The organism is Klebsiella indica (assembly GCF_005860775.1).
Taxonomy (GTDB): Bacteria; Pseudomonadota; Gammaproteobacteria; order Enterobacterales; family Enterobacteriaceae; genus Klebsiella; species Klebsiella indica.
Genome location: NZ_VCHQ01000002.1, coordinates 156580 through 170080, shown reverse-complemented (window position 1 = coordinate 170080; position 13501 = coordinate 156580). Strand labels below are relative to the sequence as shown.

Sequence of the window (13501 nt, the reverse complement as noted above, 5' to 3'; positions counted from 1 at the left end):
CTCTTCCCGCGATACAGGGAGTTAAGGGAATCCAATTTACTCAGCGATTTTCTTTTTCGCCGCGCGCTTAGCTTTGGTCGCGGCGGCGATTTTTTGCGTTTTCGCCGACGGCTTCTTCGCTTTCTTCTCGCCTTTTGGCTGAGCGGCCTTCGACTGAGATTTGCCTTTCGGTTTACGGAATGCGCTATCCGGCTCGAAGTTTACCTGCTTCCCAGCCTGACGACGACGCCCGGACGATTTACCCGCAGCACCTTTTTTTGCCTTTTCACGCTCGGTCTTACCGACGTTGCGCGGCGCCCGTTCGCTGGAGATAAGCGAGAAATCGATCTTACGCTCGTCCATATTAACCGCTTCAACGCGCACTTCTACCCGATCTCCCAGACGGTACGTCTGACCACCGGATTCGCCAATCAGACGTTGACCCACCTGATCGAAACGGTAGTAATCGTTGTCGAGCGAAGAAACGTGCACCAGACCGTCAATAAACAGTTCATTGAGACGCACAAAGAAGCCGAAGCCGGTGACGCTGGCGATCACGCCTTTAAAGACGTTACCCACCTGATCCAACATAAAATCACACTTCAGCCAATCCGACACATCGCGAGTAGCTTCATCCGCGCGACGCTCGGTCATCGAGCAGTGGACGCCCAGTTGCAGCATCTCTTCCATGCTGTAGTGCCAGCCGCCTGTCTCGGTGCTATTGCCTTTATGCCCATGCTGCTTCGCCAGCAAATACTTGATAGCGCGATGCAGTGACAAATCGGGATAGCGACGAATCGGCGAAGTGAAATGGGCATAAGACTGGAGCGCAAGGCCAAAGTGGCCGCGGTTTTCCGGATCATACACCGCCTGTTTCATCGAGCGCAGCAGCATGGTTTGCAACATTTCCGCATCCGGCCTGTCGGCAATAGATTCCAGCAATTCCGCATAGTCGCGCGGTTCCGGCTTATTGCCGCCGGGCAGCTCCAGCCCCAGTTCCGCCAGAACGGAACGGAACGCGGTAATCGCTTCCGTACTGGGTTTATCATGAATACGGAACAGCGCTGGCTCTTCAGCCTTCTCAACAAAACGCGCGGCGGAAATGTTCGCCAGAATCATGCACTCTTCAATCAGTTTATGCGCGTCATTACGCTGAGTTTGCTCAATACGTTCAATACGGCGTTCAGCATTGAAGATAAATTTCGCTTCTTCACTCTCAAATGAGATACCGCCTCGCTCCTCACGTGCGCTGTCCAGCACTTTGTAAAGGTTGTGCAGCTCTTCGATATGCTTCACCAGCGGCGCATACTGTTCACGCAGATCCTGGTCGCCCTGCAGCATATGCCAGACCTTGGTATAAGTCAGGCGGGCATGGGAGCTCATTACCGCTTCATAGAATTTGAAGCCGGTCAGCCGACCTTTTGCCGAAATCGTCATCTCGCACACCATACACAACCGGTCGACCTGCGGATTCAGGGAGCACAGACCATTAGACAGCACCTCCGGCAGCATCGGGACCACTTGCGACGGAAAATAGACTGACGTACCGCGGCTACGCGCTTCGCCATCCAGCGGCGTGCCCGGGCGCACATAGTAGCTGACGTCAGCAATCGCAACCCACAAGCGCCAGCCGCCGCCGCGTTTCTTCTCGCAATACACCGCGTCATCAAAGTCGCGGGCATCTTCGCCATCAATGGTGACCAGCGGCAGGCTGCGTAGATCAACGCGCCCTGCTTTCGCCTCTTCCGGCACCTGCTCTTTCAGTCCGGCGACCTGTTTTTCTACCGCAGGCGGCCAGACGTAGGGGATTTCGTGGGTGCGCAGGGCCATATCGACCGCCATGCCGGTTCCCATGTTGTCGCCCAGCACTTCAACAATTTTGCCGACCGCTTTAGTGCGGCGGGTTGGGCGTTGGGTGAGTTCAACCACCACCACGAACCCCATTCTCGCGCCCATCACCTCTTCCGGAGGGATCAGGATGTCAAAGCTTAAGCGGCTGTCATCCGGTACCACAAAGCCCACGCCCGCATCGGTAAAGTAGCGGCCGACGATCTGCCCGGTTTTGGGCACCAGCACGCGGACGATACGCGCTTCCCGACGGCCTTTACGGTCAGCGCCCAGCGGTTGCGCCAGCACCTGGTCGCCGTGAATGCAGGTCTTCATCTGCTCAGAGGACAAATAAAGGTCATCTTTACGGCCCTCCACGCGCAGGAAGCCATAACCATCGCGATGACCGATAACGGTACCTTTCAATAGATCAAGACGTTCCGGCAGCGCATAACACTGGCGACGCGTGAAGACCAGTTGACCATCGCGTTCCATGGCTCGCAGCCGACGACGCAATGCTTCTTGCTGTTCTTCACCCTCAATATTCAGTTCTGTAGCCAGCTCATCCCGGCTGGCGGGTTTTTCGCGTTTTGCTAAATGATCGAGGATGAATTCCCGACTCGGGATGGGATTGGCGTACTTTTCAGATTCGCGCTCAAGGAAAGGGTCTTGTGACATGTCGGTTCCTCCGTTGTCATCTCTGGTGAAGTTTACGTCACTCCACCAGCAATAATTTATAAAGCGGTTGATTCTTTTCAACCAAATCGGCCAGCGTGTAGTTGTCCAGTTCCTTGAGAAAACTTTGCGCGGCTTCTGCAAGCGCCTGTTTCAGACGACAGGCAGGCGTAATATGGCAAAATTCGCTGCTGCAATTAACCAAAGTGAGCGGTTCCAGATCGCGAACGACATCCCCCACACGAATCATATTTGCGGGTTTACCGAGGCGAATACCTCCGTTCTTTCCCCGAACGGCCATGACATAGCCTATCCGACTTAACTGATTGATTATTTTAACCATATGATTACGTGAAACGCCGTAAACCTCCGTCACCTCAGTGATGCTGGTCATTCTTCCTTCCGGTAGCGACGCCATATAAATCAGCGCGCGTAACCCGTAATCAGTGAAACTCGTTAACTGCACAATCAACCTCAGGGAAAAGAAATACAGGATGTGTCGGTAGACGTCATTTCTATTGATGATAAACCAGCCAGCGCTCAGGCCGCTAATTTATTTAAAATGGGCGGGCTAACAGCAAAACAAGAGGCGCCTGAACGGCGCCTCTGGAAGATCATTATGCGTCGAACGGATCGCGCAGAATCATCGTCTCGGTACGGTCAGGACCGGTGGAAATAATATCGATCGGTACGCCGGTGAGTTCTTCAATGCGCGCGATGTAGTTGAGCGCTGCCTGCGGCAACCCGCTGCGATCTTTCACGCCAAAGGTGCTTTCAGACCAGCCGGGCATGATTTCATAAACCGGCTCAATACCTTCCCAGTTGTCGGCGGCCAGCGGAGTGGTGGTCACTTCTCGGCCATCCGGCATACGGTAAGCGACACAGATTTTCACCTCTTTCAGGCCGTCCAGCACGTCCAGTTTGGTCAGGCAGAAGCCAGACAGGGAGTTAATCTGCACCGCGCGGCGCACCGCGACAGCATCCAGCCAGCCGGTACGACGACGGCGGCCAGTCGTTGCGCCAAATTCATTACCCTGCTTGCACAGGAACTCGCCGGTTTCATCAAACAGCTCAGTCGGGAACGGACCCGCGCCGACGCGAGTAGAGTAAGCTTTGATGATGCCCAGAACGTAGTCGACATAACGCGGCCCCAGACCGGAACCCGTCGCCACGCCACCGGCGGTGGTGTTGGACGACGTCACGTACGGATAGGTACCGTGATCGATATCCAGCAGCGTACCTTGCGCGCCCTCGAACATCACGAAGTCGCCGCGCTGACGCGCCTGAGCGAGCAGGTCGGAAACATCAACCACCATCGCTGTCAGAATGTCGGCAATCGCCATCACATCATCCAGCACTTTCTGGTAATCAACCGCTTCCGCTTTATAGTAATTCACCAACTGGAAGTTGTGATATTCCATCACTTCTTTCAGCTTTTCAGCGAAGGTGGCTTTATCAAACAGATCGCCAACGCGCAGACCGCGACGAGCCACTTTATCTTCGTAAGCCGGGCCGATACCGCGGCCGGTGGTACCAATGGCTTTCGCGCCACGCGCTTTCTCACGCGCAACATCCAGCGCCACATGATATTCAAGGATAAGCGGGCAAGCTTCAGAAAGCAGCAGGCGCTCGCGGACGGGGATCCCACGGTCTTCCAGTTCTTTCATCTCTTTCATCAGCGCAGACGGAGACAGCACCACACCGTTACCGATGATGCTGGTGACATTCTCGCGAAGAATACCTGACGGAATAAGATGGAGGACGGTTTTTTCACCGTTGATTACGAGAGTATGGCCTGCGTTGTGACCGCCCTGGTAGCGCACAACATATTTAGCCCGTTCAGTCAGAAGATCGACGATCTTTCCTTTACCTTCGTCACCCCATTGGGTGCCCAGTACGACGACGTTGTTACCCATTTTTCAAAATCACCGTTTGCTTAAAAATGGATTCTACCATCGCTTTTTCAGAGTTACAGCACTTTTTGCACGCTAAAACCGGCAAATCCGACCACTTTTTGATCAGCCAATCGTTTTCCTCAACATGTAGTAGATGACGACTCCGGCAACCACAAGCCCCCCGCCAAACCGGCGTAATAAATTATCTGGCAGTTGGCTCATGGTAGCGACCATCCGACGCCACGCGCGTGGATAAAGCAGTGGCCCAAGCCCTTCAAGTATTAAAACCAGCGCCAGTGCCAGCCAGATAGTTGAGTTCATTTTTCACCTTATATATAAACGCCGCGCCGTACGGACGACGGGTTGCCCACGTTATGTTTGCTTTCGCAGCATATTGTCCGCTATTTCACTGCTATTATGAATCAATTTTATAAAATAAAATTTATAACCTGTTGTATTAAATGTTCTTTTTAAAGCGTCAATTATAATGTCGCATATCAGATTCAGATGCGGGCAATAAGATAATCAGGATGATGATTATCGGAGAATTGCTCGCTGTTGAAATCAATGTGGTAAGCGGCGCCTGCGGGCGACAAAGTGGTTTTGCCGCTCAGGGCCAAGCCAACAAAGCAAGTTCTGCAATATTCTTTCCCTGCGACAATCTGAATGTTGATTTGCCCATATTTGGTCCGGTGAATATTCCCGATATTGTTGAAAATACTGGCGCAATGATCAGCGGCGCTATCGTAGAAACGCCAGCACGGGTCCCTGTTGTCGATGAACTGCTGAATGGGCGCCCTCGTCACTCACTCTGCGCAATGTAAAAAGGCGCCTGATTACGGCGCCTTTTTTACTTACATCATCACTTATCAGCGAGTTGCCGCCGCCTCAGGCGATTTCATATAGCGGAAGAAATCGCTGTCCGGGCTGAGCACCATCACATCCTGATTGCTCTGGAAGCTGTTCTCATAGGCGCGCAGGCTACGGATAAAGGCGTAAAAACCCGGATCCTGACTGAATGCATCAGCAAACAGCTTCGCCGATTCAGCATCGCCTTCACCGCGCAGGATACGCCCCTGACGTTCAGCTTCTGCCAGCGTTTTCGTCACTTCATAGTCCGCTGCCGCGCGCAATTTTTCAGCTTCTTCCTGACCTTGCGAACGATGACGACGAGCAACCGCTTCACGCTCGGCGCGCATACGGTTGTAGATCGCTTCAGAAACTTCGGCAGGCAGGTTAATCTGCTTGATCCGCACATCAACCACTTCAATACCCAGCGCGGCCATACTGTTCGGGTTAATCACCTGCACTTTACCGTTAGTTTCTGCTTCGATACGCTCCGCCGCTTTGGCAATCGCATCATCGGCAGCCGGCGTGCTGACTTCATCTTCGGTCCCGGCGGAGCCGGAGTTCAGCGCATCGCGCACTTCCAGAGTCAGACGACCACGGGAGTCGGTTACGATGTCTTTCACATCCAGACGACCAATTTCAGAACGCAGACGGTCAGAGAATTTACGCTTCAGCAGCACCTCGGCCTGGGAGACGTCGCCGCCGCCGGTCGCCAGGTAGTAGCGGCTAAAGTCACTGATACGCCATTTGATATAGGAGTCAACGATCAGGTCTTTTTTCTCTTTGGTGACAAAGCGATCGGCCTGGTTATCCATCGTCTGGATACGCGCGTCCAGGGTCTTCACTGATTCAATGAAAGGGATCTTGAAGTGCAGACCCGGTGCGTATACCAGTGGTTTGTTTTCATCGTCGCGCAGCACTTTACCAAAACGCAGAGTAATGCCGCGCTCGCCTTCTTTAACCACAAAGATGGACATGTAGAGCACCACCAGCACGATGACAATTATCGCGATAACAGATTTACGCATCGTTATTCCCCCTGACGCTGGTAGTCGTTACGCTGCGCGTTGGCGCGGCGTTGGTCCATAATGGTGCCTCCCGTTGAGGTCTGAACATTACTGGCGCTGCTTGAGCTGGACGCAGGCGGAAGACGCAACAGATCGCTTGCACTACTGCTATTGCTCTTTACCGCTGGCGCACCCGCGCCTTTCAGCATCTGATCCAGAGGCAGAACCATCAGGTTATTCCCTTTATCGTTCACCAGTACTTTGCGAGTATGGCTCAGCACTTTTTCCATGGTTTCGATATACAGACGCTCGCGAGTGATTTCCGGCGCTGCTTTATACTCAGGCAGGATCTTGGCAAAACGCGCCACCTCACCCTGTGCTTCGAGAACAGTCTGCGTCTTGTACGCCCGCGCCTCTTCAAGGATACGCTGCGCCTGACCGTTCGCCCGCGGCTGAACTTCGTTAGCGTAAGCTTCAGCCTCACGAATGTACTGCTGTTCGTTCTCACGCGCGGCAATCGCATCGTCAAACGCGGCTTTAACTTCCTCCGGCGGACGCGCGGTCTGGAAGTTAACGTCCAGCAGGGTAATCCCCATGTTATATGGACGGATCGTCTCTTCCAGCTCACGCTGGGTATCGCTACGAATCACGGTACGACCTTCCGTCAGGATACGATCCATGGTGTATTTACCGATAACCCCGCGCAACGCGCTGTCGGTCGCCTGACGCAGGCTGTCGTCGGCATTGGTTACGCTAAACAGGTAACGCTCCGGATCGGTCACGCGGTACTGCACGTTCATCTCAACGCGCACCACGTTTTCATCAGACGTCAGCATGACACCGGAGGCCGCCAGCTCGCGTACGGATTCAACGTTAACCGCCTGGACATTATCAATAAAGGTGGGTTTCCAGTTAAGACCGGGTTCAACCAGATGGCTGAATTTGCCAAAACGGGTGACAACACCGCGTTCAGCTTCCTTAATGGTATAAAAACCGCTGGCGGCCCAGATAATAACCGCAGCAGCAGCAACGATACCGACAATACGTCCCCCCATTGGGCCACGCGATCCCTGGGAGCCGCTACCGCCGCCCAGTCCACCTTTTCCGCCGCCCAGGCCGCTAAGTTTTTTACTTAGCTTACGGAAGATATCATCCAGATCGGGCGGCCCTTGTTCGCGACCACCTTTGTTGCCATTTCCCCCAGAGTTGCCGCCTTGGTTATTGCTGCTTCCCCACGGGTCGCGGTCCTGTCCGTTATTACCGGGCTGATTCCACGCCATGTATATGCTCCATATTTGTTTTTGATATCCCCACAGGGGTTAATATCTTCAGGCAAGCTGCAAGGTCAAATCACGTATTCAACCAGCGCTGGCTCTTGTTTACAGAGGCGACGCCAGTCAACGATCGGCATGCGCACCTGCAGACCAACGCTACCGTCATCCTCCATCCACTCCTTTTCTATCGCCTGAAGCTGATAAAACCGGCTCCGCAGACGCCCTTCCTGGGGCGGCAGATGCAGCGTATGCTGGGCCACCTCACCCGAAAGTCGCTCCGCTAAAGCCTGAAAAAGAAGTGGCACACCAACCCCGGTCTGAGCGGAAAGCCAGACCCGAATCGGTTTATTTTTTTCATCCCGATCGATACGCGGCGCAAAATCATCCAGCATGTCGATTTTGTTCATGATCAGCAGCGCGGGGATCTCATCGGCCTCGATTTCGGCGAGGACTGTATTCACAGCATCAATATTCTCCTGCACGCGAACATCCGCCGCGTCAATCACATGCAGCAGCAGCGCCGCCTGACGTGTCTCCTGCAGGGTCGCTTTAAATGCCGCGACCAAATCGTGCGGTAAGTGGCGGATAAAGCCCACGGTGTCGGCCAGAACGGTTTCTCCCACATCAGGGACATCAATCCGGCGCAGCGTTGGGTCAAGCGTGGCGAACAGTTGGTTCGCGGCATAGACCTCAGCTTCAGTGATCTGGTTGAACAGCGTTGATTTCCCGGCGTTGGTATAACCGACCAGCGACACGGTGGGAATATCGGCTTTGGCACGTGACCGCCGTCCCTGCTCACGCTGTTTTTCAACTTTTTCCAGTCGTGACAGGATCTGCATAATACGATTACGCAACAATCGACGGTCAGTTTCGAGCTGGGTTTCCCCCGGACCGCGTAAACCAATCCCGCCTTTTTGTCTTTCAAGGTGGGTCCAGCCACGAACCAGACGTGTTGCCATATGACGCAACTGCGCCAGCTCAACCTGTAGTTTCCCTTCGTGGGTACGCGCTCGCTGTGCAAAAATATCTAAAATCAGACCGGTTCTATCAATAACCCGGCATTCGCATAAGCGCTCAAGGTTTCGTTCCTGCGCCGGACTCAGGGCATGATCGAAGAGCACGACCGACGCACCGGTCGCTTTTACGGCTTCCGCAATTTCGACAGCTTTACCTTCACCAACAAAATACTTCGGGTGCGGTGCTTTACGGCTACCGGTAATCACCTGCATTGCTTCGACACCGGCGGAAGAGGCCAGAGTTTCAAACTCCTGGAGATCTTCCATATCTTTGTCTTGCGAAAAATAGATGTGTACCAGTACCGCCTGCTCACCGGCATCATAACGGTCAAACAAGCGTAAACCCCTTATAAAATACCAGCGGGGAACGCAGAAAATCTGGCTCCCCGACGTGGAAAAACAGCACTGACCTTATTCGGTGTCTTCGCTGTCTTGCTGCGACGCAGACGACCCCTGCGCACCACCACCGTGGTGATAGTTGTTTGTACCGCCACTCGCGTTATTGCTGTGGTGTGACACCGGACGAGACGGGACAACGGTAGAAATTGCGTGCTTATAGACCATCTGGCTGACCGTGTTTTTCAACAGAATCACGAACTGATCGAAAGACTCAATTTGCCCCTGCAGCTTAATACCATTCACCAAATAAATAGAAACCGGAACACGTTCCCGACGCAAAGCGTTCAGGAACGGATCTTGTAAAGATTGCCCCTTAGCCATTCTCTCTTTTCCTTATATGTATGCTTGTTTTGTACTCAGAACCTTACGATTCTTAAAAATTACGCACGATACCCGTTCAATTGTACACGTTCAGTCCAGGCTAGCACCAACAACCTGTAATACTTTGTTGAACGCCTGTTCAGGTTGTTCACTGTCTAACCAGTGAACCCCTTCCCAACCGCGCAACCAGGTCACCTGACGTTTCGCCAACTGTCTCGTAGCGCAAACACCTCGATAAACCATTTCATCATACGGGATCTCGCCATTGAGGTATGACCACATCTGGCGATATCCGACACAACGAATGGAAGGCATATCCGTATGCAAATCTTCCCGGGCAAATAGCGCCCGTACTTCAGCTTCAAAACCTGAAGCCAACATCTGATGAAAACGCTGTTCTATGCGTTGATGGAGCAGTTCACGGCTCGCCGGGGCGATGGCGAACTGATGCACCTTATACGGCAGAGCATCACCTGACGTTTGCGTCAGTTCCGTTAAAGTTTTACCCGAAATGAAAAAAACTTCCAGTGCTCGGGAAAGTCTTTGCGGATCATTTGGATGAATACGCGCGGCGGCAACCGGATCGATCGCCTGTAACTGCTGATGTAACGCGTTCCACCCCTGCTCTGCGGCTTGTCGCTCAATTCTGGCCCTGACCGCTGGATCAGCGGAAGGTAAAGGCGACAACCCCTCCAGTAACGCTTTAAAATACAACATCGTTCCGCCAACCAGCAGCGGGATACGCCCGGCAGCGACAATTTCCGCCATCCCGGCCAGCGCATCGCGCCGAAAATCCGCGGCGGAATAAGCCTCAGCCGGATCGAGAATATCCAGCAAACGATGCGGCGCAGCGCGCAGCTCTGCGGCATCAGGCTTGGCCGTCCCAATATCCATTCCTCGATAAATGAGGGCGGAATCAACGCTAATCAACTCCACTGGCAAAACTTTACGTAAGGCGATCGCCAGCGCGGTTTTCCCGGAGGCCGTCGGGCCCATTAAAAATATTGCCTTAGGCAGGCTCGCCTCGGTTACATCACTCATCTTTCAGGGCATTCATCGCCGAATGTAAATCAACAGGTTGCAACAGACCACCCGGCGGCGCCTTAACCAGTTGCGGACATAAACGTTCAACGTCCGCCAGTACAGCAACCGCCTGCGCCATATTCCACTGCGCATGCTCGCTCGCCAGATTACGCGCCATCCACTGAGCGATATTGCCAACATCGAATTTTTGCTGCTGCGCCAGGTAGCCTATCAGTTCAGGAATCAAGATTTGTAAATTTTGTTGTCGTAAGGGTAAAGGCACCGCACGAATAGTCACGTGCTGCGCATCGGACTGCAGCTCAATACCGACCTGGGCCAGCGTCGACCGCGCGTGGTTCAGCGCTTCTTTTTCCTTTTCGGACACCTTTATCCGCAGTGGAATAAGCAGCGGCTGAGCGCAAACCGCCTCCGCGCCAGGCGTCAGCTGCGCCTGACGCAGCCAGCGTTCAGCAACCGGCAACGCCAGTAGTGCTAACTGCCCGCCGCGCTCCAGCAGCGCACAATCGCCATCGACAATCGTCAATACGCGGCCAAAGCTTTGGCTGTGCCCCGCCAGACCTTCCTCTGCCGGAGCAGGTGATTTCGCTTTTCGCTCCGCTGCCGGGGTATCCAGCAACTGGCGATACAGCGCTCCCTGCTGTTTTTGATAGCCGGGCTGAGCATGCGGCCAGTTAGCGCCACCAGAGGAACCGGAAGCCGAGGGCTCTCGTGAACCTCCGGCATTAAAACGCGGCGTAGCGGGCTCGTCGCGATAGCGGGGAGCCTCCGTTTCACGCGCGACTGCCGGCTGAGCGAAATGGTTGCCGCCTGCCGCGATACGGTTTTCCGGCACCATCCGCGGCGCGGGTTCACTGCCCTCTGCCGACAATGGCGCCTCCAGTTGCTGCTGAAGCACGCTCAGCACGCCCTGATAGATAAAATCATGCACCAGCCGCGACTGATGAAAGCGCACTTCATGCTTCGCCGGATGAACGTTCACATCCACCTGATGCGGATCGATCTTCAGATACAGCACAAAGGCAGGCTGCTGATCGGTGCCCAGTTTATCTTCGCAGGCCTGGCGAATCGCGTGATTAATCAGGCGATCGCGCATCATCCGTCCGTTGACGTAGCAATACTGAATTTCCGCCAGCGACGGGTTGGTGTGCAGAGGATCGGCCACCCAGCCGCTGAGCATGAGATCGCCGTGCTGCCACTCGATAGCCAGCGCATGCTCAAGAAAAGGCGTACCGCATATGGCGCCAAGCCGCCGCTCACGCTGGCTGTCCTGCGACACGGCGCGATACTGACGTACCGCTTTACCGTTATGACTCAGGTTGATAGTGACGTCAAAACGCGCCAATGCGATACGCCGCACAATTTCATCAATATGGCCAAACTCGGTTTTTTCAGTACGCATGAATTTGCGGCGCGCGGGAGTGTTATAGAATAAATCCAGCACTTCCAGCGTCGTCCCCACCGGGTGGGCCGCCGGTTTGACGGTCACCGCCTGATCGCGCCCTTCAGCATAGGCCTGCCAGGCCTCCTGCTGTTCCTCAGTGCGCGACGTCAGCGTCAGTCTGGCCACTGAACTGATACTGGCTAACGCTTCTCCGCGAAAACCGAGGCTGATTATCGCCTCCAGGTCGTCAAGAGACGCGATTTTGCTGGTTGCATGACGCGCCAGCGCCAGCGCCAGTTCGTCTTTTTTAATACCGCAGCCGTTATCACGAATACGGATCAGCTTCGCGCCACCGCGCTCAATATCAATATCGACGCGTGTCGCCCCGGCGTCGAGGCTATTTTCCACCAGCTCTTTAACCACCGACGCCGGACGTTCCACGACTTCACCGGCGGCAATCTGGTTGGCGAGCTGCGGCGGCAGAACCTGAATCGGCATGGACGTCTCCTTAATTTAACAACATACCGTCCGACGCACCTGCACTGGCCGTCTGCGCCGCCGCTCCTCGCGGCGCCGATTGCAGCGGATGTTGCATAAAGTAGTTACGCAGACCGTGATAAATTGCTTCCGCGATCTGCTGCTGGTAAGCGTCACTGGCCAGCAAGCGCTCTTCACCGGTATTACTGATAAACCCCGTTTCAACAAGGATTGACGGGATATCCGGCGAGCGCAGCACGCCGAGACTTGCATGCTCTGGACGGCGCTTATGTAAATCGCCGATACGTTGTAGCTGACTCAACACATAAGTCGCCACATCATACCCGACGCGCTGGGAATGACCGAACTGTAAATCCAGCACCGCCTGACTCAGATAGGGATCCGACTGGCTATTGGCCAGCACATCACCCGCACCGCCAAGTAGCTCGGACTGTTTCTCATGCTGTTCGAGCCAACCGGCCATTTCACTGTTTGCCCGGCGATTGGAGAGCACCCAAACCGAGGCGCCTGTCGCATCGCGGTTCGGTGCCGCATCGGCGTGAATAGAGACCAGGAAGTTAGCGTTTTGCTTACGCGCGACCTCGGAACGGCCCATTACCGAAATAAAATAGTCGCCGTCACGGGTCATCACCGCTTTAAACTGCGGGTCGGCATTCAGTAACGTGCGAAGCTTACGGGCAATCGCGATGGTGACATTCTTCTCTTTTGTGCCGTTCTGGCCGATAGCCCCCGGATCCTGACCGCCGTGACCGGCATCAATAGCGATAATCACTTTATCGTTGGTCGATACGGTGCGGGCCGCAGAGCCCGTTGCGGTACGCGTACTGGTCACCGCAGTGAGCCGGTCATTATCGGCTTTAAACGGATTACGCGGCGGTTCACTCGGACGAGCAGGTTGCAGAACGGGCTTCTCGACCTGTTTCACCACCACCGGCGGTGGTGGTGCGTCGGCATTAATGGTGAACACCACGGTATAGTTAGAGCCGTGTTGTTGTTTCACCGCCCGCGTTTTCCCATCGGCGGTTAAATCAACCAGCAGGCGTAACGACTGGAGGTTCTGCGGTGCACCGGAACGAATGCTTTTCACCAGATTATTGCCGCTAAACTGCAGCGGTAGACCCTGAAGCACACCTGTTTGCTTGATATCCAGCGCCACCGTACGTTTGCCCTGAGGGCTAAACGAATATTCAGGATTGCCGATAAAGTTAAGGGTAATGCGGGCCTGCTTATCTCCGTTTGAGACCTGAATATCGGATAAACTTGCCGCAGAGACCTGAATACTGAACAGTATCAGTGCGGCGGCCAGCCAACTGATTATGCGATATATCATCCCGTC

12 protein-coding genes are annotated in these 13501 nt (G+C 54.4%); 1 reads left to right on the top strand and 11 read right to left on the bottom strand.

Annotated elements, in window-relative coordinates:
• Positions 1-36 precede the first annotated feature (36 nt).
• From rnr to FE839_RS01960, 4 genes are all read right to left on the bottom strand, one after another.
• Positions 37-2484: a ribonuclease R gene (rnr, locus tag FE839_RS01975; RefSeq protein WP_138358604.1), complete on the bottom strand. Its 2448-nt coding sequence runs from the start codon at positions 2482-2484 to the stop codon at positions 37-39.
• Between the two features lie 37 nt (positions 2485-2521).
• A complete protein-coding gene (nsrR, locus tag FE839_RS01970) occupies positions 2522-2947 on the bottom strand; it encodes a nitric oxide-sensing transcriptional repressor NsrR (RefSeq protein WP_138358602.1) in 426 nt (141 codons plus the stop codon).
• Positions 2948-3098: 151 nt separating this feature from the next.
• Positions 3099-4397 carry an adenylosuccinate synthase gene (purA, locus tag FE839_RS01965; protein ID WP_138358600.1) on the bottom strand — a complete coding sequence of 433 codons (1299 nt, stop codon included), beginning with the start codon at positions 4395-4397 and terminating at the stop codon, positions 3099-3101.
• 102 nt (positions 4398-4499) lie between these two features.
• Complete coding sequence (locus FE839_RS01960) at positions 4500-4697, bottom strand: DUF2065 domain-containing protein (RefSeq protein WP_138358598.1); 198 nt, start codon at positions 4695-4697, stop codon at positions 4500-4502.
• A gap of 209 nt (positions 4698-4906) precedes the next feature.
• Between FE839_RS01960 and FE839_RS01955 the strand changes: the two genes are divergently transcribed.
• Positions 4907-5200, top strand: a complete 294-nt coding sequence (locus FE839_RS01955) for a hypothetical protein (protein ID WP_138358596.1) — start codon at positions 4907-4909, stop codon at positions 5198-5200.
• 45 nt (positions 5201-5245) lie between these two features.
• Here the strand turns inward: FE839_RS01955 and hflC are convergent, their stop codons facing one another.
• The 7 genes from hflC to amiB all read right to left on the bottom strand — a co-directional run bounded on the left by hflC (position 5246) and on the right by amiB (position 13495).
• Positions 5246-6253: a protease modulator HflC gene (gene hflC / locus FE839_RS01950; protein WP_138358594.1), complete on the bottom strand. Its 1008-nt coding sequence runs from the start codon at positions 6251-6253 to the stop codon at positions 5246-5248.
• Positions 6254-6255: 2 nt separating this feature from the next.
• Positions 6256-7512 (bottom strand): FtsH protease activity modulator HflK, encoded by a 1257-nt coding sequence (gene hflK / locus FE839_RS01945; RefSeq protein WP_138358592.1) that lies wholly within the window; start codon positions 7510-7512, stop codon positions 6256-6258.
• Positions 7513-7577: 65 nt separating this feature from the next.
• Entirely contained in the window at positions 7578-8858 is a 1281-nt protein-coding gene (gene hflX / locus FE839_RS01940) for a ribosome rescue GTPase HflX (protein ID WP_138358590.1), read from the bottom strand.
• A 75-nt stretch (positions 8859-8933) separates the two neighbouring features.
• Positions 8934-9242 carry an RNA chaperone Hfq gene (hfq, locus tag FE839_RS01935; RefSeq protein WP_138358588.1) on the bottom strand — a complete coding sequence of 103 codons (309 nt, stop codon included), beginning with the start codon at positions 9240-9242 and terminating at the stop codon, positions 8934-8936.
• Positions 9243-9332: 90 nt separating this feature from the next.
• Complete coding sequence (gene miaA, locus FE839_RS01930; protein ID WP_138358586.1) at positions 9333-10283, bottom strand: tRNA (adenosine(37)-N6)-dimethylallyltransferase MiaA; 951 nt, start codon at positions 10281-10283, stop codon at positions 9333-9335.
• Complete coding sequence (gene mutL, locus FE839_RS01925) at positions 10276-12165, bottom strand: DNA mismatch repair endonuclease MutL (protein WP_138358584.1); 1890 nt, start codon at positions 12163-12165, stop codon at positions 10276-10278. Before mutL ends, miaA begins: the two co-directional genes overlap by 8 nt.
• A gap of 10 nt (positions 12166-12175) precedes the next feature.
• A complete protein-coding gene (amiB, locus tag FE839_RS01920; protein WP_138358582.1) occupies positions 12176-13495 on the bottom strand; it encodes an N-acetylmuramoyl-L-alanine amidase AmiB in 1320 nt (439 codons plus the stop codon).
• Positions 13496-13501 lie beyond the last annotated feature (6 nt).